The 26,100-nt window shown below is 38.9% G+C and carries 21 protein-coding genes and 1 pseudogene; 8 read left to right on the top strand and 14 right to left on the bottom strand.

All coding sequences use genetic code 11. The annotated features are described in order from the left end of the window. Nucleotides 1–152: 152 nt before the first annotated feature. On the bottom strand, nucleotides 153–509 hold the full coding sequence (locus A0256_13360; protein AMR32338.1) for a hypothetical protein: 357 nt from the start codon (nucleotides 507–509) through the stop codon (nucleotides 153–155). An 87-nt stretch (nucleotides 510–596) separates the two neighbouring features. On the opposite strand from A0256_13360, the gene A0256_13365 reads away from it, so the two are divergent. Then, a complete protein-coding gene (locus A0256_13365; protein AMR32339.1) occupies nucleotides 597–1,193 on the top strand; it encodes a hypothetical protein in 597 nt (198 codons plus the stop codon). A 65-nt stretch (nucleotides 1,194–1,258) separates the two neighbouring features. Then, nucleotides 1,259–1,477: a hypothetical protein gene (locus A0256_13370; protein ID AMR32340.1), complete on the top strand. Its 219-nt coding sequence runs from the start codon at nucleotides 1,259–1,261 to the stop codon at nucleotides 1,475–1,477. Between the two features lie 531 nt (nucleotides 1,478–2,008). On the opposite strand, the gene A0256_13375 is transcribed toward A0256_13370, so the two are convergent. The 7 genes from A0256_13375 to A0256_13405 form a co-directional block, all read right to left on the bottom strand. After that, nucleotides 2,009–3,469: a hypothetical protein gene (locus tag A0256_13375; protein AMR32341.1), complete on the bottom strand. Its 1,461-nt coding sequence runs from the start codon at nucleotides 3,467–3,469 to the stop codon at nucleotides 2,009–2,011. Nucleotides 3,470–3,582: 113 nt separating this feature from the next. Continuing rightward, nucleotides 3,583–5,481: a hypothetical protein gene (locus A0256_13380; GenBank protein ID AMR32342.1), complete on the bottom strand. Its 1,899-nt coding sequence runs from the start codon at nucleotides 5,479–5,481 to the stop codon at nucleotides 3,583–3,585. Continuing rightward, nucleotides 5,478–6,644: a pyridoxal phosphate-dependent aminotransferase gene (locus A0256_13385; GenBank protein AMR32343.1), complete on the bottom strand. Its 1,167-nt coding sequence runs from the start codon at nucleotides 6,642–6,644 to the stop codon at nucleotides 5,478–5,480. Before A0256_13385 ends, A0256_13380 begins: the two co-directional genes overlap by 4 nt. Next, nucleotides 6,641–7,825: a glycosyl transferase gene (locus A0256_13390; protein AMR32344.1), complete on the bottom strand. Its 1,185-nt coding sequence runs from the start codon at nucleotides 7,823–7,825 to the stop codon at nucleotides 6,641–6,643. Before A0256_13390 ends, A0256_13385 begins: the two co-directional genes overlap by 4 nt. Further along, a complete protein-coding gene (locus tag A0256_13395) occupies nucleotides 7,818–8,666 on the bottom strand; it encodes a hypothetical protein (GenBank protein ID AMR32345.1) in 849 nt (282 codons plus the stop codon). Before A0256_13395 ends, A0256_13390 begins: the two co-directional genes overlap by 8 nt. Then, nucleotides 8,663–10,021 carry a hypothetical protein gene (locus A0256_13400; GenBank protein AMR32346.1) on the bottom strand — a complete coding sequence of 453 codons (1,359 nt, stop codon included), beginning with the start codon at nucleotides 10,019–10,021 and terminating at the stop codon, nucleotides 8,663–8,665. Before A0256_13400 ends, A0256_13395 begins: the two co-directional genes overlap by 4 nt. Then, entirely contained in the window at nucleotides 10,018–11,109 is a 1,092-nt protein-coding gene (locus A0256_13405) for a hypothetical protein (protein AMR32347.1), read from the bottom strand. The genes A0256_13400 and A0256_13405 overlap by 4 nt, the downstream gene beginning before the upstream one ends. Nucleotides 11,110–11,544: 435 nt before the next feature. Here A0256_13405 and A0256_13410 point away from each other — a divergent pair, with 435 nt between their 5' ends. Continuing rightward, nucleotides 11,545–12,675, top strand: coding sequence for a hypothetical protein (locus A0256_13410; protein ID AMR32348.1), 1,131 nt, complete (start codon nucleotides 11,545–11,547; stop codon nucleotides 12,673–12,675). A 494-nt stretch (nucleotides 12,676–13,169) separates the two neighbouring features. Continuing rightward, nucleotides 13,170–13,559 (top strand): hypothetical protein, encoded by a 390-nt coding sequence (locus tag A0256_13415; GenBank protein ID AMR32349.1) that lies wholly within the window; start codon nucleotides 13,170–13,172, stop codon nucleotides 13,557–13,559. Between the two features lie 375 nt (nucleotides 13,560–13,934). On the opposite strand, the pseudogene A0256_13420 reads toward A0256_13415, so the two are convergent. Next, nucleotides 13,935–14,669 (bottom strand): annotated as a pseudogene (locus A0256_13420) (HAD family hydrolase). A 149-nt stretch (nucleotides 14,670–14,818) separates the two neighbouring features. Beyond that, the gene (locus A0256_13425; GenBank protein ID AMR34547.1) at nucleotides 14,819–15,853 is read right to left on the bottom strand and encodes a hypothetical protein; all 1,035 of its coding nucleotides are present in this window, start codon (nucleotides 15,851–15,853) and stop codon (nucleotides 14,819–14,821) included. Nucleotides 15,854–16,738: 885 nt separating this feature from the next. Between A0256_13425 and A0256_13430 the strand changes: the two genes are divergently transcribed. The 3 genes from A0256_13430 to A0256_13440 all read left to right on the top strand — a co-directional run bounded on the left by A0256_13430 (nucleotide 16,739) and on the right by A0256_13440 (nucleotide 20,826). Further along, nucleotides 16,739–19,102 carry a hypothetical protein gene (locus A0256_13430; GenBank protein ID AMR32350.1) on the top strand — a complete coding sequence of 788 codons (2,364 nt, stop codon included), beginning with the start codon at nucleotides 16,739–16,741 and terminating at the stop codon, nucleotides 19,100–19,102. Between the two features lie 775 nt (nucleotides 19,103–19,877). Next, entirely contained in the window at nucleotides 19,878–20,261 is a 384-nt protein-coding gene (locus A0256_13435; protein ID AMR32351.1) for a hypothetical protein, read from the top strand. A 217-nt stretch (nucleotides 20,262–20,478) separates the two neighbouring features. Continuing rightward, a complete protein-coding gene (locus tag A0256_13440) occupies nucleotides 20,479–20,826 on the top strand; it encodes a hypothetical protein (protein ID AMR32352.1) in 348 nt (115 codons plus the stop codon). Between the two features lie 170 nt (nucleotides 20,827–20,996). Here A0256_13440 and A0256_13445 read toward each other — a convergent pair whose 3' ends face one another. After that, a complete protein-coding gene (locus A0256_13445) occupies nucleotides 20,997–21,194 on the bottom strand; it encodes a hypothetical protein (GenBank protein AMR32353.1) in 198 nt (65 codons plus the stop codon). A 316-nt stretch (nucleotides 21,195–21,510) separates the two neighbouring features. Between A0256_13445 and A0256_13450 the strand changes: the two genes are divergently transcribed. Next, the gene (locus tag A0256_13450) at nucleotides 21,511–21,801 is read left to right on the top strand and encodes a hypothetical protein (protein ID AMR32354.1); all 291 of its coding nucleotides are present in this window, start codon (nucleotides 21,511–21,513) and stop codon (nucleotides 21,799–21,801) included. A gap of 224 nt (nucleotides 21,802–22,025) precedes the next feature. On the opposite strand, the gene A0256_13455 is transcribed toward A0256_13450, so the two are convergent. The 3 genes from A0256_13455 to A0256_13465 all read right to left on the bottom strand — a co-directional run bounded on the left by A0256_13455 (nucleotide 22,026) and on the right by A0256_13465 (nucleotide 24,938). Next, nucleotides 22,026–22,283, bottom strand: coding sequence for a hypothetical protein (locus A0256_13455; GenBank protein ID AMR32355.1), 258 nt, complete (start codon nucleotides 22,281–22,283; stop codon nucleotides 22,026–22,028). A 606-nt stretch (nucleotides 22,284–22,889) separates the two neighbouring features. Then, nucleotides 22,890–23,999, bottom strand: a complete 1,110-nt coding sequence (locus A0256_13460; protein AMR32356.1) for a hypothetical protein — start codon at nucleotides 23,997–23,999, stop codon at nucleotides 22,890–22,892. Between the two features lie 222 nt (nucleotides 24,000–24,221). Then, a complete protein-coding gene (locus A0256_13465) occupies nucleotides 24,222–24,938 on the bottom strand; it encodes a hypothetical protein (GenBank protein ID AMR32357.1) in 717 nt (238 codons plus the stop codon). Nucleotides 24,939–26,100: the final 1,162 nt, after the last annotated feature.

Raw genomic sequence — 26,100 nt, forward strand, 5'->3', positions numbered from 1 at the left:
TTAAGCTAATGTTTGATTTTACCAGTCTGTTTTAGCATCAGGCTCCCACTTATAAGCTATTGTTTCACAGAGGTTATTAGGCAACAGCTCCTTATCCCTGACACAAAATAGATCTTCCTAAAACGATATTGCTTTGTATTAATAAAAGTAATTTATCTTACATCAAATTGAAATGCTTTTAGGTCCTCTCTACAAAGGCTTGAAGCTATTGGTATAGATTTCACATAGTAGTCAGTACCAATAATTGATGTAAAGAAGAAATCAATAGCGTGTTTGAAAAGCTCTACATCAACTTCATCTACCGGCTTATCCTCTTTGCTCAACGCTTCAAATAGATAGTTGCAATCTTTAACAAAAGCTCCATCTTCTCTATAAACCGTTGCCTCCATTATAGCTGTATTCCTATCAGGAGCCACTTTCCGATTCTTATGAACGCTCATCTTAAACATAGTTCCCAAGCTTTCAATGATGGCTACATCATCGTTCAATCTCACTGTAAAATCTTCCATTGTCGTTGTTTTGCCCACAAAGATATGCTAAAAAAATTAGCATTTTAAAATGGTTTTTGTTAATTTTGTTAGAAGTAGAAACGTGAGATGGAAAGTTCAGCTATAATTCAATTAAGTGCATTTTCAGGCTTGGCGGGTGCATTGCTTACCCAGGCATTGACAGGTATCTTCCAATATGCAGGAGATAAGAGAAAGGCTCATTCGGAATTAAAAACCACCTACCGAAACAAGCAGGTGGAAATTGCAGAAAGCTTTTATTACGTCACAGGTGAGAAGATAGCTATCATCAAAAAGAACATAGACTATTGGCAAAACCGCAACGAATCAAGAAGTGAGGGCAGCCTTGATTTTCTAAGTAAAGAAATGAAAAAGATGAATTCCTACATGGAGAAGCTAGATACCGAAAATTGGAAGTGTAGCCTGGTTGGTTTGTATTTTCATGTTTCATTGACCAATGATAAAATCATTGCATTTAATGATAGATCTAAAAAACTTTACTTGCATGTACTTGATCTGGCCGATACCCTTAAGCACTCATTGGATGAATCAAAAGATGACCTGTACAAATTGTATGGCACTGCCATTACAGAAATGTGCCAACATTACGAAGCTGTCTGCCTTCAAATGTCTCACGACATGTTATTAGTTAAAACTACTCTACTTAAAGAGATATCCTATAAATAGTTAGCTGGCTGATAAACCTTTGGCACCGAAGTTTGTTAGATATTTTAACAAAAACAAAACCAACTATGAAGAAGATCATCGCAATGTTAGCCCTGACAGCTTTCAGTTTTTCATCTATTAGTAATTCAAATGCATCCGTATTATTTTCTAACTTCCAGCACCTCACCAAAAGTGGCAAGCCTGATAAACGGTATAATGACAGCAAGCATTTAAAGAAAGACGGCACGACCGACATGCGTTTTAAGGAAAGTAAAAAGGCTGCTGCTAAGAAAAAAAAATCTTAGATGTTTTGGTACTACTATCCCTATTTGAATAGGAAACGCCAGGCTGATCAGGCTTGGCGTTTGTAAAGCTTTATTGCGAAATTCAACAATTCGGGACTTCACTGTTTGATTAATTTATGATCGACGATAGTGTCTAATTTGTTGTAAACTGATATATTGCAGAGTGACAAGTTATTCAGCGACAATCTTTGGTTTTATCATTGGCTTATATGTTTGCGCTGAATTATGTAATGTCGAAATGGTAAAATATGGTTGATAACGAACAAACGATACTGATTCCTTGCCGTTTCATTGCTGCAGATTCGAAAGAAAACTTAACATCTCAAACTCAAATTCTAGTCTGAAATTTTAAACTCCAGTTTGATTAGTTCCTTATTAGCGCATGTTTTTCGGTCGTATTTGCCTTGATATCAATTTCTAAGACAGCCTCATCTTCATCTTTAGAAGTGAGAAATTTATTTGTTACGCAATACGCTCCATACTGTTCCGAATCAATGACAACTTAATGTTGGACTAACTGTCAATCGCCATTTAGATTAAATGACTAGACAGATCAGTCGCAAGGTCGTAAATACGTCTGCAACTTTCTGCATGCCATATCTTATGACCACCAACAATGTTCCCGGCTAATAACGGACCTGTCACAAAGAAGTTATTTCGTGATTCAAACCTTTCATTCACAACAAAGCCCCTTCCAGTCGCGTTAACAACACACAGTTTACGTGTGATTAGCTTAGTCAACAGCGTTGGTTTTGACATATGAACATCCATCCTCATCGACCCCGTACAATTCACAATAATATTTACATCTTTACTTTGTACAATTTCCTTGTCAGGCGATCTGAAAATAAAGCCTAATCCATCTGCCGCTAAAAATTCACCCTTAATCAGCTGGATTTTGTTGGTACGGCACATGGCTAAAGTCTTACCTAAATATTCGCTTCCGGCTCGCCGGTAAAATTCACCTATTTTTTGACCGTAATGAATTACAAACTTTTGTTGTTCAACTACATCTATTTGATTAACTAATTTGATAATCAATGAATTCACATGTATGTAAGTGCTTTCCCTTGATATACCAAGTAATCCGGCTAGTCTGATATCGGCTAAAAAGCAATCAAAGATTTTTAAAGCGGTAATGTTGCTATCAATTAATAACGCTGTCAAAGCAGGTGGATTAAACAAGTCTGCATTTGTTCGATAAATAGGAGCGGGGAACTGTCCTGAAGGTGATAGTACATAAATATTTGCCATCCGGTCAGTAATACCATTGTCGAGATGGTAAATCAACTCTAGGCTGCTTGCGTTCGAGCCGATGATTAGCATATTGACCGATATTAACTTTTCGTTATTTAAAAATTTCGTAATAGATTTTAAAGTCGCTGATAAACTATTGTGATAAATGTTATCAATAACGAGTTGCATATCTGATGCAACTGAGCCATGACTAAATACCGGCCTGGACGGCGCGCTTCCGATCGCTAAAACGACCTTTTTTGAAAGATATTCAGTAACAACCTGGTCCTGCAAAGCAACAACTTTGTACGAAGATTTTAAACCGTATACATCAATTACTTCGGCGTTGATCAGTTGATAGGCGATCAGTCCTTTTTTCGAGGCATCAGTCAATAACTCATTGATGCGCTCTTTCATGTAAAGTCCAAACCAGTGCCTGGGAATATAAAGCTGTTCTATATTTTCGTCATTAATAGCATTGGCGTTTTCTTTTAACCAATTATTCATATACCTACCCAACTCAGCACCTTGAACCTGTAGTGTTTCTTCAACATACCTTTGAACCCAATAAAAAAATCTGGAGGCGTCCTGATTTGGTAGAAACTCTTTTAGTGGTGTAATTATCAGCGCACGTTTCCCGCTTCGCTGGCCGTAGGGTATTCCTGTCCAAAATTCTTCATCTTTTTCTACAAACAGTATCTGGAGTGTGTGACCGTTATTTCCAGACTTAATTAGTTTTTGCAACATATGTATCATCGTATAGGTTGTAGAAATCCCTGTACCTATAAAAATGATGTCGAAAGGTTTTGTAGGTCTCATTACTAGTTTAGGTTTTGCTTGGCTTGAAAACACTTATCTTCTCTTAACAATTACGCGGACGTTGCTTTCACATCGAGAATTTCGTACATCGAATTATTGCTGATAAACTCAGGAACTGCTTCTTTGATTTTTTTAACGATATCGAGGTCATTGCCATTTATTAGATCTTCAAGTTCAGCAATAGAGGCTGCAATATTATGCTGCTGATTCGGTGAACAGGAGATTCTGATTTTAGGGTGGTGTGACGCGACACTGAGTTCATAATCGTACAACAATTCTTCATATAATTTTTCGCCCGGCCGCAGTCCGGAAAAAATAATCTCGATGTCTTCCCCTGGTACAAGGCCCGACATCCGAATCATTTTCTGCGCCAGGTCGAATATTTTGACAGGCATGCCCATGTCAAATAACAACACTTGTCCGCCCTGGCCTATAGCACATGCTTCCATTACCAATTGTACAGCTTCTTTTATGGTCATGAAATAACGCGTAATATCCGGATGAGTTACGGTTACTGCCCGTCCGAGTTCAATCTGACTTTTAAAGCGTGTTACTACAGAACCATTAGAGCCCAGGACATTACCAAATCTTGTGACAATGAACTTGGTGCTGCAGTCACTTCTATTTAGTGACTGAACATACAGTTCTGCTATTCTTTTAGTAGCTCCCATGACATTGGTTGGGTTGATCGCTTTATCGGTTGAGATCATTAAAAACTTTTCAACTCCATATTGTATTGAAAGGTCAGCGGTGTGCTTAGTACCAAAGACATTTGTAAGCACTGCCTCTGCGGGATTATGCTCCATCAGTGGGACATGTTTGTATGCAGCTGCGTGAAAAACAATCTCCGGTTTGTATTTTATAAACACTTCTCTCATTCGGTTCAAATTTTGAACGTTAACAATAATTGGTTTCATCATAAAGCCTGAATGCGCGTCTTCTAATTCCATTTGCAGCTCATGCAAGGGAGATTCTGCGTTATCACAAAGAACAACGATTGCGGGATGAAAAGTCAACGCTTGACGAACAATTTCAGATCCTATTGAACCACTCGCACCAGTAATTAATATCCGCTTGTTGGAAAGTTGCATTAATATATTTTGGGTGTCTATGACAATTGGATCACGTTGCAGCAGATCATTGATACTTAAATTTTTTAGCTGTCCTACCTTTAAGCTCTTGTTTGTCAAATCAGCAGACCGGGCGACTTTGACTATACTGATTCCATTATCAATACACCTTTCAATAACAGTTTTCTTTGCCGATACGCCTAGGTCCTCTTCCGTAATTACCAATGTTTTTATATTTAGGCGATCCTTTGCTGCCAACAGTGTATTTATATTAAATATGTATCTCTGTTCAATGTATTTGTTGGCTTTTTGTGCGCTATCGTCTAAAAAGCCAACTACATAAAATTTTCCATTAGCCTCAATAGCATGTTTAATGATGATAGACCCTTTATCTGCTCCGTAGATCACAACAACATCCTTACGATTTTCAGGTCGTTTTTTTAGGTGCGCGAATATTCCTTTAACACCAATACGAAGCATAACAAGTGCAGTACTTGATAAAGCAAAATTGACAAGCAGAAGTTGATGTCCGAACGTAATTGACTGTGATGCTGCAAACATTAATTTGACCAAAATGTCAAAAACAAACCCTGTCGTAAAGACGGCAACGAATATCCGGTATAGATCTGGAATGTTAGAAAAACGCATTACGTTCTTCGGAATTTTCAGCAAATAAAAAACGATACCAGACAGAATGATGTAAATCGCTATGTACTTTAGGAAACTTTTGTTAAAGATACTGTTAAACCACGCTGGCGGGACGATTAAAAAAGATAGAAGAAAACTTAGGGACATAATCATTATATCAATGATCAATACCATCATTTTAGGTAATACACGGCTCGCAAAAAGGGCATTTTTTACATCAGCTTTTTTCATTTCGCAGAATTATCAGAAGTACTGAATTTAGAAATGCTTGAAAACGAATGCTCAATGCCTTTGACGACCAATGATCTTTCCTCTACAGTTAGGTTAGAACCCGAGGGAAGGCAAAGGCCGCGATTAAACAGATCGTCACAAACGCCATCACCATAATATGCGCAATTTTTGAATACCGGCTGCTGGTGCATTGGCTTCCATAAAAAACGCGTTTCGATATTTTGATCTTGCAGTGCTGCAATAATGGCTTGATTGCTTATTGATCCATCTTCAATTAAAATCGTCGTTAGCCATCTGTTTGAGTAATAATCTTCAGATGGTTCGTTCTGGAAACTAATTTCAAGGATTTTATTGAGTTTACTTTTGTAATATTCGAAATTAGCCCTTCGCTGAGCAACCCGCAGGTCGATGTTTATCAACTGGCCGCGTCCTATACCGGCGCATACATTACTCATCTTATAGTTAAACCCTAGAACCGAATGTTGATAGTAAGGAAAATCGTCTTTAGCCTGCGTTGCCAAAAATTTGGCCTGTTTAATGATTTCCCGATTTTTTGCCATTAATGCGCCTCCAGCCGATGTGGTGATAATCTTGTTGCCATTAAAGGAATAAATACCAATATCGCCTAGCGTTCCTAACTTTTGATTTTTATAGCTAGAGCCCAATGCCTCTGCGGCATCTTCTATGATTGGTATTTCATAGTGTTTTGAAATCGCTATGATCTCGTCCATAGCTGCAGGCATGCCGTATAAGTGAACAACAATGATCGCTTTCGGCTTTTTCCCTTTGCTGATACGATCTTTGATGGCAATCTTTAAAAACTCGGGAGATAAGTTCCAGGAATTTACTTCGCTACCTACAAAAACGGGTAGAGCGCCTTGGTAAAGTATTGGGTTTGCAGAGGCGGAGAAGGTCATCGATTGGCATAATACCTCATCTCCCTTACCGACATTTAACAAAACAAGAGCCAAATGCAAAGCGGCTGTGCCGCTGTTCAACGCAGCGACATGGCAAGCCCCATCTAAATGTGTTTCTAGGTCTGATTCAAAACCGTCTACATTTGGGCCCAGCGGCGCAATCCAATTACCGTCAAATGCCTCTTTTATGAACGCTTGTTCCTGACCGCCCATGTGTGGAGAGGAGAGCCATATTTTGTTTCTCATTTTTGAAGTTCAATAGTAGGTATAGGTTCATCAATCAATCCTGTTGCTGTTTCGGCTCCGTTAAAAAATTCTTTTATCTTGTTCTTTGTAAAATCACCGTATTCTTTTTCGAACCGGGCTACGCTAAACTTTATAGCGTGAGCCCTGATATCGTTAGGATTAAACAAATGTGTAGATGACTCAAACCGCTCCACACAATTGACAATGCTTTCTGCTGTTTGCTCATTGAAAAAAAGTCCTGTTCGCTCTTTGACTACGGTTTCGAGACTTCCGCCTTTACCAAAGGCGAGCACGGGCGTGCCACAAGCCATTGCCTCGATTGGGGCAACCCCAAAGTCCTCTTTGGCTGCGAACACAAATGCCTTAGCATTCTGCAAAAGCCCAACTAAAGCATTTAACGGCTGGTACCCCATTAACTGGATGTTGGGTGTAGCTATTTTTTTTAATTTTTCAAATTCCGGCCCGTCGCCTACAATGATCAGCTTCCTGTTTTTCTTTATTTTGAAGGCGCCTACGATTAAGTCAATTCTCTTGTGATAAACCAGTCTTGAAGCGGTTATATAATAGTCACCTTTCTCCTCTTTTAGGGTGAAGGCATCGATATTAACCGGAGGATAGATGACCTTTGCGTCCCGGTTGTAGATCTTTTTTATTCTTTTGGCCGTGTAATATGAGTTTGCAATAAAATGGTCTACTCTATTAGCCGATAGTACATCCCATTGCCGCAAATAGTGGAATATAAGCTTGGTTAGCATACCCTTAATTCCGCGGTTATTGCCAGGTTGCGATAAAAATTGCTGGTATAATTCCCATGCGGGCCTTATCGGGTTATGCATATAACATATGTGTAATTGCTCCGTATTCGTAAGAATTCCTTTTGCTACGATGAACGAAGACGACAAAATAACATCGTATTCGTTCAAATCGAACTGCTCGATAGCTATCGGGTAAAATGGAAGGTAGGAACGGTAGATCTTCAGCGCCCAGGGAAATCGTTGTAAAAATGATGTTCTGATATCCGTTTTGCTTAAAGCAGAACCCGCTATACCCTTTGTATTAAGCAGCAGTGTGTATATAGGTGATGGATATTCCTTATGAATCGATTCCAGTGTGTTTTCCGCCCCGGCTATGGCTAAAACAAGGTCATGAACAATAGCGGTTTTGTATGGATAGTTAATCATGATGAGGCAGGTTTACGACTGGTGCTCGCGTCCAGTCAATTATTTTGTCGCATGCTGCAACATCCACGAATTCAATACTAGACAGCAATGCCTTAAATTTTTGGCCAGCAGTAGCTGAGCCAATTGTCCGGCGCGTGTCAGCAATGATGGAGAGGTTCAAAGATGGCTGTTCCCCGTCAAAATCATGTGGATGGAAATAGGCCATATTATAGGGCTGCTTGTTAATTAAGCGTTTCATTACAAACAAGGGAAAAAGCCGGAAATAGCCACCACCTGAGAAGATGATACGCTTGTTATATATTTTGTAGGTATTTAAAGGAAGTTCTTTTATAGCAAGTCCACCCGACTCAACAATACAGGGCTGATTTTGAGGGAAATTCTCGTAACCTCCGAACTTTGTTTTAACAGTGCAAATTGAACTGTCGATTTCGATCCCGTTTTCAACGAGTGTTTCCATGTAGTGCGCTACTGGTTCTCTTAAAGAAAAATATGGTGCCCTGAATGCCCTGACCTTTTTGCCGGTAATGGCCTCCAATGATAAAATAGACCGCTTCACATCTTCCTTGAAATCACTTTTCGAAAATTGATAAACAGCACGGTGATTATCCGAGTGCGAGCCAATTTCAAAGCCGGCCTCATCAATCATTCTAATAAGGTCGGGATACTGGCGAGCTATCCACCCTAAAGAAAAAAAAGTTGCTTTGGAATTTCTTGCTGATAATGCATTTAAAATAAATTCGGTGTTCTTCTTCACCCTGCTCTCTCGACTTCCCCAACTGTTTACATCACTCTCGAAAAGTACATGAAACCACTCTTCCAAATCAATAGTTAATACATTCATACACTTTCATTAAAAAGTTCCGGTTGATAATTAGCCATTAATTCGCGTGCTACCCTTATTCCATCATCAATTGCGTTTTCCATTCCGTAATTGAAGTTTACAGAGGTAGTTCTCCCTGTTACTTTAAGGTTTTGCCAAGGTTGGAGTTGTTTTAATAACTGTTGCTTATTATTTATATAATTCATTTCAGGAACTTGGAAAGCTTTTGCAACTTTTTTAACCTCGATGTCCATTATTGTAAGCCCGCTAAATACTACTGTTTTTTCCAGCTCCGTTCGGGCCATATGCCATAATTCGTTCTTATCAGCATTCCAAATAGCGTCCTCAGTACTACACCAGAATTCAAGTAACAACACCATAAAGTCATCGTCCCGATGTTCTTGGAATCTGCTGAAATTGGTAATTCTTGTAATCGCGTTACTTTGATCATACACGTAATAACACTGTCCTTCGGCAGCTTTATCATATGCTACTTTAACATATATTAACACATCTGCCCTGAATTTAAGCGCCGGCAATGCTGTCGCAGATTTTGATCCCGGGAGATATGCTATAATTTGTTCGACTGGAATCGTAAATATAAAATAGTCGTAAGTTAACACCTGGCCATTAGCAAGTTTGATGTGTGTCAGCAAGCCCGAATTTGAATTTGCTTCGGCAACGGACTCTATATTTGTCGATAGCAAAAATCTGCCACCCTGGTGTTCAGTAATGACTTTCATTTTCTCCCACAATGTAGAAAGGCCACCCTTGGGATAGATGTAGGTGTCAGTCACAGAATTAGGCTTAAAAAGCTTCTTATAAAGAACCGCTACCGGTGAAAATCCGCTACTGAATCCTAAAAGCGATTTCGCAAATTGATCAGAAATCTCCGTACCGTTAGCGCCCCAAAGCTTTTGTAAAAAGCCGGCAAAGAAATATTTATAAAGATAGGTTCCTAAGTGCGCTATAATAAAATGCTCTGCCGTTCCCTCATCATTTACCGGCGCGCTGCTACGTTTTAAAAAGCTACCTATTAACGCTGTTAGTTCGAAAATATTTAGTTTTTTTACAATATCGTTTACGGTTGGCGGATAGTTGAAAGATTTATTTTTGGTTAGTAGATAAGTCTTTCTGCCGTAAATCGTATAGTCATTTTGTAATGTCTCCCTGATCAGCGCCTCAACGACCGGCAGGCGCCCGATACTTAAAAAATGGGGGCCAATTTCCACGTTTTTTTTCCAAACGTCTATTGTTCGAGCAAAACCGCCAATGTCTTTGCTGCTGTCAAAAATATCAACGGAAATGTTGGTTTTACTTAATTCATATGCAATGGTCAGGCCCGTCGGGCCAGCACCTATAATGGCTACTTTCATAGAGAGTTATGGTCGTGAAGGGCATTACCACGATATCCGTTACTAGGGACACGCTGAGGTGCTTTTTTTAAGATTTCAACGCCTTCTAGTTTTATACGAAGCCAGATAAATGCTGAGGTTGTTGCGATTGTGATGAAAACCGTGTAATGAAAATTATAATAATTAATTAAGCCGGAGCGGGGGGTGAAAAGCGGTATAATTAATAATGATATCATGAGCTGAGCGGCGGCATAGGTGGATGCAACAGTTAAGTGGGACCATTTGCGATGATTGACTAAATATAAATAGAAATGCTTGTTATGGGCTTTGAATACGTCTTGCCCCTGCATCCAGCGAAATACAAACGTGGTAATTGCATCGAGATAATAAACAAGCAGCAGAATTATAAAAATGACGTTATTGGAAACTAAAATTAATTTTAAAACGCATCCACATACAAAAAACGCCAAACTGATGCTACCTACGTCTCCGGCAAAACAAACAGCTTTTACACGGAAATTAAAATAAGAAAAAACGACCACGGCCATAATGACTATAATAATCAATCGACGATCAATAAAATGTGTAGTGTTTTCATTTAAATAATATAGGCAAGCTAAATGCACCAAGCTGTTGACACTAGTCATTCCGTTTATTCCATCAAGAAAATTGTAAGCATTGAGTGAAATTATCATAATTATAATAACAGGTGGTATTAGCAGTACAGGATAGGTAAACAGATTGAACTGAACCAATAGCACACCAATAGCAGCTGCCTGTGCTATCATGCGAAGGGAAACGGAAACGTCCCGGAGATCATCGATGTAGCTGACCAAAGCGAGGCAAAACAGAGCGGCCATCCAGTAGGTATATTGATAGTCTGATAAAATAAAATACATCAGGCAAGCAATAGGAATGATGATCCCCCCACCAAGCAACGTAGGGATGGTATGCGCACTTCTAAGGTTAGGTACAGCTTCTATTTTTAACTTACGCGCAAGAAAGAGGTAAAGTTTTTCTAGCAAAAACAGCAGCAGCAAATAATTAAAATAATGGATAAATATATTCATAAGTATATTACCCTCACTCTGCAATTGCTTGACTATCAATCCGGCTTAGGCAATAATCAAAGGTAAATTCTTCTCCATATGATTTTATGTCAACCACTTAATTGTGGCGATTATGTAAAATAAAGATTGACTTTCACGGTAAAGTGGCAATTCATATTAAGTTAATTGAGAATTAAACAGTTTATTTAAAAGATTGTATTTTGCGAGACTTAAGTGAATAGATAAGTACGGATAGTTTTAGTCTGTGTGGCTTGCGGTAGAGTCATCTTTAGATGAAAACTGTGTTGAAGAAAGAATCTGACGATAACTCGGATTAGGTTTCCTTACGGATGACTTAACGACTGCAAAATTATGATGTTTAATACGGATAAAAAACGCATTGATTAATCAATATGCCGGATATTTGCTATCATGATGATTCTCGTTTCTGATTTAGGGCGTACCTATGACTCAACCCCGAATATTAAATAAACCATGAAAGTTTTAATCAATGCACTTTTACTGAATGACCAATTTTCAGGGATCGGTCATTTCACAAAAAATCTCGTAAGTGTAATGGCTGAATCTCAGCTGAAGCACTACAACATTGAAACGCTTTATGCTAAAGATTACTCAGGCATATTCCCGCAAAACGAACGCATCAAATACAGGCAAATTCAAATTGACTCAACTAAAAGATTGCGTAGGATCTATTATGAACAAATTGAAATTAACAAACATTTGGAACAGCACAAATTTGACCTGTATCACACCACAAACTGTATAATACCTTATTTTTCCAAAACCAGAACGTTACTGACTGTTCATGATTTGGTTGCACTGGATCATCCGGAATATTGTAAAAAGGAAACAGTCGCCTTTTATAGGGCACTCTTACCAAATTCTATAAAAAACGCAACTAAAATAGTAGCTGTTTCGAATAAGATAAAGGAGGACATTCTGCAAAGGTTTATCATTGATCCAGCAAAAATAGAAGTCATCCATCATGGTGTAGGTAAAGAATTTAAAAGAATAGTATCGCTGGAAAAACTACAACGGTGTGTTGAAAAATACAAGCTTCCGCCTAAATTCCTTTTGTTTATCGGTAATCTGGAACCCAGGAAAAATTTGGTCAATTTGATAGATGCCTACATCGAACTCAAAATCCACAGCCGTGTTAAACAAAAGCTGGTAATAGCAGGAGCAAATGGTTGGAAAAACGATGATCTATATGCGAAAGTTCTAAAACATGAGCTTGCAAATGAAGTAATTTTCACTGGTTACGTAGATCAATGCGACATTCCCTCAATCTATTCACTAGCCGACCTTTTTATTTTTCCATCGTTATATGAAGGTTTTGGGTTACCAGTTTTGGAAGCTATGGCTTGTGGCACGCCAGTGCTCTGTTCAAACCGGGGAGCCCTACCCGAAGTAACAGGTTCGTCGTTGCCTCATTTAGATCCTTTAAATGTGAGCGACATTGCCAAAAAAATCCTTTTGTTCCTTAACAACAGCCAATTCAGATCGCAACTGGTCGATATCGGTTTCGATCGGGTCAAGCAGTTTACCTGGGAACAAACTGTTCAAAAAACATTAAATGTGTATGACCAGATCTTGTACCCCTAATTAGAGATTTATGAAAACACCCCCCTGCAGCTATAGTTCGAAAAATGGTCATTAATAAAAAAGACACAACTTGTAAGCTTATATAAAAAGTTCATTGACTTCTCATCAGGTCAAAATAAACTGGATCTAATTCTTTAATTCAGCTGATTTTCCATCTCTAATCATCAGTATTCAAGAATCATTTAGGGCTGTCTTCAACGATTGGCTAGGAGAATATTACGCAATTGACAATTGGTTCGTATTGTAAATTGAAAGAGTCTCTTGTGTTATTTTAGTTTTTATTTTTTGAAAGTTATCTCCGTGAATTCGATTCCTGCAAATTTCTAGGCGGCGGGTGGCTATCGGGTAAAATATTATTGAGAATAATCCGATTAACTGAAAGCTCTATTTTAAATCGTTAAAGTAGAATAGTTATCGATTCGAAAAATAAATGATAGTTTTGCGGTAATTTACGGGGATGATTTATTCCACCGTGATCATCTATTTGATAAAAAATGATAAGAAACATTTCGCCATTATTTTTAATGTTGTTGATTTTCGCAACAGGTTGTAGTAAGAAAGAGAAGGTTACGCCGGTAACAAACCATGACGTTATATTCAGCACAAATTCGGCTGGTTACAAAACTGTAATTAGCCTTCAAGCAAAGGGTACATCGGAAGAAGAGGCGAAAGTATTAACCAGTGTAACTAACACCGGAACAAACTACACTTACCATACATCATTTACTACCGGTGACCATTTGTTAGTTACCATTTCCCCGGATGGTGGAAATAGTGTTTACCATTATCAGATTGATGATAATGGCGTTAAATCAGACGAAGGAAACATAAACGTGGCGATTGGCACTTCTCTAGTTTTACATTATCCCAAAGGCTCAAATTAACTGCTGATATTTTCTCTAGTGCCGGGTCAGAAGGCCCGGCATTTTTTGTAGCAAGTTAAAAACAGCTATACTATTAAAGCAAATTTACCCTCTACCAATTTATTTACGCTTAATAAACTCTGCTATTTTTTACAGATTGCTCGCATCAAGCCTTGGCTCCTAGGCCACGGTTAAAACTATATATTTGGAACAGAAAAGAGATCATAGTAAAAAAGGTCTGAAGCCGGGCATGGGGCTGCACTTCTTCAAAGTTTGGTTTTCAAAAAAACCCGAAATTAAATGCCTGCATGAGCATTTCGGTTCAATATGACGATAGAATTAGAATAAACTATTTCCACCACGTCAACGGGAAACTAATTTCATTGACAGATCTCACTACCAAATTGGACGGTACCCATATTTGATAAATTGATCTTCATCAGCTATACCGGATAAGACCAGGATGGTATTGAATCCCATGTAAATTCCATCGATAATATCCGTTTCCATGGTGTCGCCGATCATCGTGATATTTTCCGGTTTTAAATTCATATAGCCGGCGGACGAACGCATCATCACCGGGCTGGGTTTTCCAATTACAAAAGGTTCCCGCCCGCTTGCTTCTTCTATCATAGCCGCTATAGCAGCAATACCAAGATTGTCCCATCCGGAACGGCGCGGAGAAGGGTCCCTGTTTGTTGCCATGAAACGCGCACCATCAAGGATCATTTCTACCGCTTTATTAACCCTTTCCAAGCTAAATTCATGGCCTTCACCCAAAAGCACGAGATCAGGCTTTTGATCTACGATTTTGATCCCCGCATTTTGTAGACTTTTTAATAAACCTCCTTCACCTAGCACATGAATACGGCAGCCAGGAAAATGATCTGTCAAAAACGTGGCGGTTGCCATTGCACTGCTGTATACATGGTCTTCCGTAACCTCAATGCCCATATTTCCTAATTTGTATACCGCATCTGAGCAGCTCTTTGAACTATTGTTGGATAAGAAGGTGAAGGGGATCTTTCGATCAACCAACGTTCTCACAAACCTGTCTGCACCCTCAATCAGTTTGTTTCCTGCCTATATCACGCCATCCATATCGATCATTATTCCGTATTTCGTTGCCATATCTATCAATCATAATATTTGTTAAATAGCCATTGTCAATCGATAACTGCAGGTGAAAGATTGAGGCAGCATAGGCTGAACCGCATCTGTTCGTAAATACCTTGCGCTCTTGGCGACTTCGGTATAAGCCTTATAAACATTCAGATCGTTCAGGGTAATTTAATTTTGTAAACCTTGTAAGGCTGCGTCCGTTTGTTCACGCCTTCATTGTAGGCGGGTTGCTTATTGATCTGCGAGGTGGTAACATAGATATAACCGTCTTTACTCACTGAGTAAGTATCCGGCCATATAAGGTCGGCGCTTTTAATCCAGGAATGCAATTTGTTGTCAGGTGTTACCTGAATCAGCTCATACGTAGTGGGATCACCCAAATACAAGTTGCCCTTAAAGTCGAATTCCATTCCGTCCGTATGCGCGATCTCGCCCAGATCTTCTACTGCCCCTGCCAATTGCTGACCCGATAAAGTGGAATCTAACAGTGCCGAAGTCTTGATTCTGTTTAGCTTTTTGTCCGTAATAGTTTTATAATACAAATAGCTGCCATCCCTGGTCAGGGCAACGCCGTCTGACTGGAAGGCAACCGGCTGGCCTTGTTTTTTCAGTTCCTTACCATCAATAATAAATTTAACATTTGGGTCGGGGTGTACTGATCTGTGGGCTTGCAATACCTGGCGTGATCTACCGCTAACCAAATCAAGGATCACAATACCACCAGTACCTGAATTGGTAATATAGGCAACCTGCTTTTTAGTATCTACCCGGATATCATTCAGGTAACTATGGTTATCGATTGTCAAAGGAAAGCGATACACTTTCTCGATCCTGTTGGTGTTTAAATTAAACTTCACCACTTTGGCTGCGTGATCTACTACCTTTTCCAGCCTAGGAGCAGCGGGGTCGACGACGTACAAGAAATCATCATCATCCACATAAGCTGTTTGTACACATACCCACTTATTTTGCCCGTTCTGTCCGTTTGCCCATTCATTTGTTGCTGCATCAGGGAATGGTTTCGAAGTCCCGTCCTTCATAACCTCTACCACTGCATATTTATACGGCCCTTCCCACCTTGGGTAAGTCACAAATACCCTCCCTTTTGCTGATACAGCCACACCAGTAAACTGATAGGTATTGTCGCTGTATACCTGTTCTAATTTTGGTTGCGCATAACCGCTGTAGACGATTAAAACTAAGATTGAAGTTAATATTATCTTAAAGTGTTGACTGAAGTTTTTCATAAGAAGATTTTTTTTGTAACAGGGGCGATTTAAAAAAGTTTCTTATAAGTAATTTAATAACCTATATATTAATAATCCACAGATACTTACTTTAGAAGGTTTAAATTTTTTCTAAATGGGTACGATACACCCCGCCAGCACCTAGTTAAAATTAGCCCGCTGACGAATCGTAATTAGGAAATGCTTATCATGCGATTCCCTAGGATTCAGCACACCGATCTAGGTTTTCAACTATGCATATTATTTCTTACAGTCAATAACTTAACCTAGTCTAGAAGTACGGTATTGATTAATGTGTGCTCTTGAAAAAGTGATTATACCTCGTTCAATTCCTGATCAACCTCGGTGACATGACGGCTGGGAGGCAATAAGTCCGGCAAGAACTTTGGTGGGAGAGCCTCCACCGTAGCTGCGGTTTGCCCGACTTAGGATACACCTTTCAAAATCGCTTTGCAAATAGATGATGCCCTTCTTTGTATCTCAAGCTAATAACTTAGCTCTTTCATTCATAAGCCTATTAAACTGCTGCGCCAATAGCCGAAGATTAGACTTAACCACAGGCTGACAGAATAGCTAATCAAGCCTTAATTTATTAGTTATTGTTCAATTTTTCCGCCTTCAACGCTCAAAATAAAGCGTCGTAAGTGTGCAATTCACCAAATGAGGGGCAATGCATCCCGACTGGTGGCTGCTGTTAAATATATTACTTATCTTGTTGATCATTAGTCCGATAGCTTAAGCATTCGCTTTATCACCTGTATGAGAAATCAAAAAATTCTAGCCAACCGCCGGTACATATTGTATCCAGTTCAAAAGCTTATTTTTTGCCTGATGACATCATTTTTTTGTTTTGTCAGCATAGCTCAGGGGCAATGGACCAGAAAGGCAGATGAAATCAGTAAACGTGCCGAATGCAATAATGTGATATATAAGGGTAAAATTTATATGTTTGGCGGTTTTGGTAATAACCCTACTATCGAAAAAACAAATGAAGTGTACGATATCGCTGCTAACAAATGGAGCAAGATCGCATCTTTCCCTGCCGGTAAAGAAATCACTCACCAGGGAATCATATTGATTGATGATAACGTATGGCTGATAGGAGGGCGGGCTGCTGATGCTTATGGCCCGGTGAGCAGCCAGGTCATTATATATAATATTACTACTGATACATGGACGGATGGGCCTGGCCTTATTAACCCGGCTACAGGTGCTCCATTCCCTATTGGGGGTGGAGGGTATGCCCTGCTCGGCCGTACAATCCACGTTTTTGGGGGGTATGGACCGACCATTTGCGAAGATCAATCTACCCTCCATCTAACAATCGATGTAGATAAATACCTTGCCGACAAAACATCAGTTACCTGGGAAAATAAACTGGCCCCTATGCCGATACCGCGCAATCATTTAAGTTATGTGGCATTGGGTGGCAAAATATATGCTCTGGGCGGACAGTTCAAACACGACTGCGGGGCCATTGACCAGGTGTACTGTCACGTTTACGATCAGGTTACCAATACATGGACCAGGCTTAAGGACCTACCTGTTCCCCGATCGCATGCCGAGGCAGCAACTTTTGCTCTGGACGGTAAGATTAATTTGGTAGCAGGGCAGGGGAAAAACAACATCACACAAAACACGACCTACCAGTTTGATCCCAAAGCCAATAACGGAGTAGGCAGCTGGACAAATATTACCGCTTATAAATTGCCGGGCAGCTTTTTGGGCTTATCTGCAAGATTAGCAGGTAATTCATTTATAATAGCAAACGGTGCGTTAAACGTTTACAGTGACGAACGGAAAGAGACTTATGTAGCAAAAGTGGTGCGGAGTAAAAATCGCACATTGGGCTTTAGCGCAGCCTGTTTATCTGTTACACTTAGAGCAGACACTACACTCAAACTCAAAAATTTACTGTATTGTATTGAAGATGAAGCCGTTTATAACCTCTCGTCTGATGTTCAGTGGCTTAAAATAACCAGAGACAACGTTGGAATTACCGGTTTAAACGGGGAAGATATAGAGGTTAGCGTGCATTCCAGCGGGATGTTAACCGGCATCTACAAGGGCAATGTTACAGCAACCTCAGTGTTAACGGGTTCAAAGTCGTCGTTTTGTGTCAATTTAACAATTGAAGGCCGGGCAATCGGGCATACGTTAAAGGTCATAGCAAGTGAAGGCGGATTAGTTACGCAAAGCCCTAAAATTGAAAATTATAATGATGATCAAACAGTTGTTTTAAAGGCGACACCATTAAACGGCTGGGCCTTCAAAGGCTGGGAAGGCGATACCGTTTCCTCCTCTAATCCACTCACCTTAAAAATGGATACGGATAAGATGTTAAGGGCATTTTTTGAACAATCCTCAGGGAATATGGCTTTAATAACAAATGTTGTGGTTACAAGCGGCATTAACTATCCTTTAGCCGAGATGCATCCCGGAATAGTTTACTATTTAGACCGTACTTATAAAATTGGGGATGTGCCTGCTGTGCTGGAGGGGGCCACTCTAATTCGTACTGCCAATGACGATAAAATCAACAATACCGCGTCTCTGTTATCTTTCAACCTTTTAGATACGGCAACAGTTTTTGTGGGTTACGACCCAAGGGGAACAATACTGCCCCCTTGGTTAAAAGGGTGGCAAAAACTTCAGGACAAACTAAGCGTTGACGATCCGAAAATAACTTCACTTAATCTTTACAGTAAAAGGTTTAATCCTGGCAAAGTCACAATTGGGGGTAACCTGGCATCGCCGGCGATTGGGGCGCTGAGCCAATACGTTTTAATGGCTAAACGTGTTCATAATGTCGAAGTTAATGACAACCCCATTGAACTAGCAAACATTTCGGCCACATCATCAATGTTTGAGATACATATAATAACTAAGGATACCAGCAAAACCGTTATAAATGAAATTAAACCTGCTGGTAGTGTTCAAAAACCGTATTTGTACCCCAACCCCGCCTTTGATAATTTTACCATTATGTTTCCCCCGGATTATAGTGGGGTGGTACAGGCGCATATCATCAACTTTGGTGGAAAAGCCCTGTTGGTGAATAAAGGAGAGATAGCAGTTACCCCACAATATTATAGTTATCATATAATGTTTAACAAACTACACCCCGGCCTTTATTCAGTAATAACTACGTCTAAAAATGGAAAAAGTAATTTGTTTAGGCTCATTATAAAATAGTTGTTTGTGTTTGGTCAGGAAAAATTAACCATTGAAACCACAATTTACGACATCTGGTAATTAATTTGCATTGAAAACTATCATCGATTGCTGTATAGCAATTAGCTATATTTTATTTTCCCTTAGCGGTGATGTATTTTGTAGTCATTTCGAAACAGCTGCCCTTTTTTAATTCGTGTGTTCAAAGGTCTAGTTCTATAATTATAATCAATGATTAACGAAGTTCTAAGAAGCAAGGCGGGGAGAAGGCTTATTTTTTTTACCCACTCAAGGCAAGTCTCGACTAATGTGACGCAAGGGCTGATCTGGTCATTTTATTAAACAACACGGAAAGCACACCAGATGCATTAGATAGTAATGGTAGCGGTAGCCAAGTTTACTTGTCAGGTAATATAGCATTTTATAGAAAACTGTTTGATCAAGCCGAATCGAAACATTTGTTTTATTGACACGTGCATTCACAAATTTTCTAATAGGTTGATGGACTGCCCGTTTGTGCCTGTATGTTAATCTAATTCCCGAACTGATTCGGCAACAGATGCTTGGCAGCAATTTCACCCGGAACAAAAGTTTAGAAGTATGATCCAAAATACTCTTATAGACTACTAATTGGGGCATTTACCTTACAGAAAGCCTATCCAAAACTATCTTAAAAAGTAGTCTATGTTATTATTTATAAAGTATATTAACAGTAAAATGCATTGTGTACTTCAATTGGTTGTTAGAACAACGTTTTGGCAATGATATTGACTATTCCAGAGTTCAATAAGTAACAATGGAAAATCACAACGGTCAAATAGTAGAATATGTAGTTCGGAGAAATGGTTACAGCATAACCGATCTAGCTACCGAACTCAATGTCGACAGAAGATCAATCTATAATTACTTTCAAAACCGAAATCTTAAGTATGACGTTATCTATAAAATTGGGCTGCTCCTTAGACATGATTTTGGTAAGGAATTTCCTGAATTATTCAATAGTGAACAGTTTGACATCAGAAACCGGCAAACCCAAAGTATTATAACTATCGACAAGATGAATGCTAATGCTGAGCAGTGGAAGGATAAGTATATTCAATTACTCGAAGATTATAATAAAGCTTTAAGATTGCGGATTTTGAATAAACACAACCAAGTCCAATTGGCAGACTTTAATTGACTTTAGTTATTTCTTAAATTAACTAAAGCATATTTAAAATGCAGCTAGAGAGCAGCTATTGATTAGAACATCCTTCTGCCCTGAATTTGAAGTATAGCTACTTATTAAGATTGATTAAATAAGTTCAAACTTCGCACCCAACAGACCTGACATTAGCTAGGCATGTATGGAAAGTTTATATTTTTGTAATAATCACAGTAAAGTGATTCCAGTTAGTATGGTCAAAAAAATAGTCAACACTGCCGTGGGTGAGCGAATTGCTGTATTACGCATTGAACGTAATATGAACCAGGCAACGCTCGCAAAAATTATCGGTGTTTCCGTCTCTGCGATGTCCAGTATGGAGAGAGGTAAAATAGGTACGAAATCTGCCATTTTAGTCAAAATAGCAGCAGCCCTAGAGGTAAGCTTAAGTTATCTTTTAAGTTTTAAGGGCAATGTCCCAATGAGTGGTTTACAGGATAGTTTAGCTATTGCTGAAAATCAGCTTGAAGAACGAGATCTTTTAATACTGGAACTGCAACGAAAGATTATTGGCCTGTATGAAAAGTTACATAAAAAATAATTCTTTCTCGTTCAATTCAGGAAATTCAAAAAATAGTGTTAACTAAATCGTCTAGATTATGAATTTGGGATGTTTGATAAGGACGAATTTAAATTCTTGTGTAATTCTTACAAGGCAGACCGCACAATGCAAGGTAAGCGAAATTTAAAGTTGAGAGATGCAACGGTTTGTCAATCTAATGTTATTTGGTTTATCATTTGAATCTCAGCGTCTAAATCTTTGATTGCAGTTGATAGCAGCAATAATATTTCCATGTTGTCTTCTCTTAATATATGTTCTTTATCAAGTAGGTAAACTAATCCTAATATGTTGGCAACATTGCCGGGCAGGTTGAAATTGACGGCGGCATCAGACAATCCAACATTCAAGGTCAACCACAACGGTTTCTCAAGGGCTACAACTGAAATTTTTACACTGCTCCTGCGGACATAAGAATAATGAAGTTTGTAAACGAAATATTGGTCGGGGATTGATCGTAAACCGATTTATTCTGAAAAGCAAAATTATTTGTGTAGTATGCGACTTTATATTTGATAGCAATAGTTATCATTGTTATAATGTTTAGGTAACAGCCCCAAGCAGCGAGTGTGAGGGGCTTTCTACTTAACCATTCCTTAGTTTTGTCTGATTGAGGTAGTAAGCTGGGTTTGTAAAAAATTGGTAAATTGCGAATTATAAAATAGCATGGATGAACAAAAAATAAATAATGCTTTCCAGCGGACTCCGCATTTGAACATCCTCGCAGACCTATATCTTGGTAAAAATCTGATTTCACATCTTGAAAAAGTACAAAGCGAAATCGAAACTGTGCAGTTTATTATTGATCAGGAAGGTTATTTACAGCCAGGTATCAACGGTATTTTAGATATGAAGTTGTACTTTAAACGCCTGAAGGGTCACATTAGTAGAGCTGTAATAGATCCTAACCACCGGCCTACTCCTGAAGATACTATCAACACCGATTGCGACGACTAAAAAACCGCTTCCATAGAATTGTGGAAAAACGTGATGTTAAATGGAATTAGTCACCTTATATTTAATATAGCTCAGAGGAGATCATTCTGGATGGCCATTTTACTTCATTGTTAAAAAAATTGTTTGGCAACCCTCTGAGCTACTTTTTTAACCTCTCTAAGCTAATCCAATAATTTATTTTAATGAATGAAACGCGCCGGGCGCCACGATAGAATGTCGAGTGATTAATTGCGCTCAATTAACATTAACTCGAAAGCTTCTTTTAACTCATAAAAACTGAATCCTAGAGCCTTGAGACACTTGGTGATCTCATCGCTACCAGTTTCTTCTTCCAAATGCACTCGTTCTTTAATTGCAGTCAGATATTCATTGACCTTTACCAGATTATATTTTGCGTTCTTTTCGAGTATGAAGTCAGCTTGCATGTTAGCTATGTCCGACACTAAATTATCAAATCCGTTGCCCTCATCTTTCCAATCCATCTACAAATGTACTCTAAAAAAGCCTATCGTTTAGCAAGAGCGGCCGGCGGTAAAATAGTCGGCCTTTTTGCTTAAATAATTTTTTAAAAAAATATTCTTCCACGCCTAATTGAGTCGAAGAATAATCATTCTTTTATTCGGGCAACTAAAATCCTTGACTTTTAATAAATTCTACTGCCAAAACTCATTATAGCCAGTCTAAAAATTCAAAATCCTTTGCTTCAAAATTTTTGCAGTAAAATATTCACTGGAGTATCTGTATTTGTTAGTAGAGCGCTATTCGGCATTAATTAAACTTCCGCTAATTACAATACAAAATTCTTCAATCGTGTCATCGGTTAATACGATTGAGTCTAGCTAAGCTATCAATTACATAATCGGTCATTTCTGTTGTATCGAGGTCTTTCTGACCTATGGACTTCGGATTATTACTTGGAGCGTTATGAATGCAAAGTTTATAAGGTTAATGAACTTCAAATGTAACCTGACTCAGCCTTAAATAAAGCACTTTGGCTCTATTTGTATTTCTGAAGAAAGGTTTTCTTTCCACACAGTGAATTTAATTATTTGTTTTTTAATTCCGTAAACGGCACAGCTTCGTTACTATTACTTTAGTGCTATTCGCCTAATCACACCACCTGTTTGATCTGCAACAAAAATACCTCTTGGATTAATTGTTATGCCAACAGGACCGTTAAATGTTGCTTGTAATGCCGGTCCATCTTTGTATGAATAATTATCACTCTCTGGAAAATTTCCTGTAAGTGGCGTTAACACCTTGTCGTGCGATAGATGAAACAGTTGATTTGATCTAATCCTGTTACCGTTTGTATAAGTTCTTACAAAGAAAATTACATTTTCATATGGAGTTAATTTGAAGTTTTTATCTCTTTTAGTTACAGCAAAGGCTGAGATATAATTGTAATTATTGTAATCGTACTTTAGTTTGAAAAGCGTGGTTACCGTTCCACTCATATCCACTTTTCTGATACTTTGTCCATTATAGTATAGTGCACCATCCAATACCCATAAATTACCATCTTCTCCAAACTTCACCGAGCTTGGAAAAGTAAGATGTGCTTTGTCAGCTGGCCCATCTGCAAAGCCGCGAATACCTTTTTTACCAGCGAAGGTACTCATTGACCCCTGTTTTGTTATTTTAACAATCCGGCTATTGTTGTATTCAGGAATATAGATACTGCTATCCGGTCCTATTGCTAAATCCAATGCCTCGGAAAGCTTTTCTTTTAGATTTAAAACAGTGACCTTTTTATTTCTTTCAACTTTCACCAGCGCAGTGGTATCAATGGTGCCATCTAAACTTCTATAATTACTAATAAAGTAAAGGCTTCCGTTGGCTCCTGCTCTAATAGGTCCGGGAGGCCCATAATTCAGAAAACTTGTGTAACTTCCCTGAGGAGTAAGTTTAAGGATGTCATATGAACCGCTCCCTGAAGTTACATAGATCGTTCCGTCTGCCGCACTGCATATATTAGATGGATATGGAAGTGGTGTTGGAAATTGACTATTAGGATTGTTACCAGCAACAGTACTTACTGTATAGGGTGATGTTTCGATAATGCCCGAATTAGCTAAACCGATATTATCATGTGTAGCCACTTTGTATAACTTCGTTTCTTTTTTACAGTTTTGTAATAGTAGTATTGCAACTAAAAACATAGCGAAGGTAGCTACCCTAACAAAACTTGATTTCATAAGTAGACAATTGATTGACCAAAGTTAAAAGCCAATTGATCTGCAAATATTCCTATGATACGATTGAGCGGAAGTTGTGTAAAAATGGCCGGTATATGTCCTATTCGAAAACGGAGATAAGTAAGCCTTGCGAGAAGCGAACACGGAAAGGATAGTGTTCGCAATCGCCTGTCCCTATACAATGAAATAATCGTAAGCTATGCTTAATTAAATGAACAGCCGCTATTGGGCTGCCTGAAAAGACCACTCAACTACCTGGGATATCGCTTCCAGAATAGCTTTCATACCGTCCTGAGATTTTAAGTTAGTATCGGCAAAAATGTATCCATTTTTTCGGGTATGGAGGACGATGTAATAAATACCGCCAACCAGTAATGCTGATATTGCCCTGAAATTTACAGGTTTATCGTGAAAGAATTGGTCCGTGCGGTTGAAAAATTCCTGCCCAATAGACTCCCTGGCGTTGTGAATGCTGCGCATCAAAGGATTCGTACCAGTTAACTCCATCAAAATCAATTCTTGAGATTCCGGCTCTTCCAGGAAGAATTTGAATAGTTGCTGCAGGATCTCAGCGATCAGTCGCCTGCCGTCAGCACTATCTACCTCACCTGATAAAGCCTTCAGCTGACTCGCAAACAGCATCCAATAATCGTTTTCCGTTACATATGCTTCAATAAGGTTATCCAGGCTGCCAAAATATCGATAGACCAACTTCCTGTCTACACCGGCCACATGCGCGATTTTGCTGATCCGTAAGCCATTAAATCCCTTATTTGCAATGATACTGCCAACCGCATCTATCATTCTTCTCTTTGTCAGGTCTTTATCTTTCATCATGTAAGGCGTTAAGGTTGAAAATTTTAATTTATGACATTCATTAAGGTAGCCGCAGGATAGGTTTTCATCATTTGCACCTAGGGACCAGGTTAAATTCACCATATGTTAATGACTACTTGCCCGATACATTCCCACGAACACACATTATCGAAATTAGACTCACAGGGTTGATGAGTACCCGGATTTCATAAATCGCATGAATTATAAGGGTAACCTGTTGGTTTATTATAAAGGTATTTAGCTTTTTTAAACATTGGACAGCGTTTTATGTCATTTATTCGTAAAAGCTCTATTTCAAATTTTTGTGAAATTTTAGCGTCTTATTTGAATTTGGTCAAGGCATACTCAGTGTAGCTCCTGAAGAATATTTGTAAATGCCGCAAGGTACGTCCGGGAGTTAGAGTGCCCCATTGTCCGTGGCCCCGAAATTGCATTCCATAAGTGTCAGTGTGTCCCGATGGGCCGGGTCTTCCGTTATATCTCGTTGGGAGAATGCTTGTCTCGTGGCCCACCAAGCCATCTTTTAGAGTTTATTCCGGTTCTTCTGGCTATGAGCCGGTAATTTGTATTGCTTTCTTTTCCCTTTTTCTTTTAAATTGAACAGGGAAAGCAAGAATGATTTATTTTTTTACTAAAAAACAATCAATATGCTATTCACAGGAAGAATTACCGGGTCTCAAACAAGGACAGGTTCATGCGACAAACATGTAACCAATTTATCGTAGCTCTGAACCAACCCTAAAAATCAGCACTGGCAAAAAAAGGGAAAGACTGCATTTGTAAACTGCTCTTACCGGATAACCCCCGGTTTGGCGTCTTGCCTCTCCAAAGTTGAAATTGTGGAACTTTCAGCTTGGGTGCAAGTGTGGTTATGGAAAAGACCAATAGTAAAAATGGGGCTGATTGGTTTGCGCTAATGATAATATTAAGCTGTGGGTAAAATGGTATGAAGCTATCTGAAACTGCCAAAGAAAAAAAAGGTTGAGAAAAAAGCCGTGACCACATTTGGTATTAGCTTTCAGGGTTTTACATTAAGAAATTATATTGGCAAAGAGTGGTCGAGGAAACTGGTTAATTCACAAAGGACCAAAAGTGTTTATGAAGGCCTGTATACCAGGTAGAGAAGTTGGATCTGGCGGAACTCCGCTTGGATGAACTGGAAGAGCAGTGGGGCAAAAAATACAAGAAGGTGTTGAATTCCTGGCGCAATAGTTGGCAAAATTGACCAACTATTTCCGGTATGATACTGCTGTGTGGAAACTGA

It is taken from the genome of Mucilaginibacter sp. PAMC 26640, from assembly GCA_001596135.1.
Taxonomy (GTDB): Bacteria; Bacteroidota; Bacteroidia; order Sphingobacteriales; family Sphingobacteriaceae; genus Mucilaginibacter.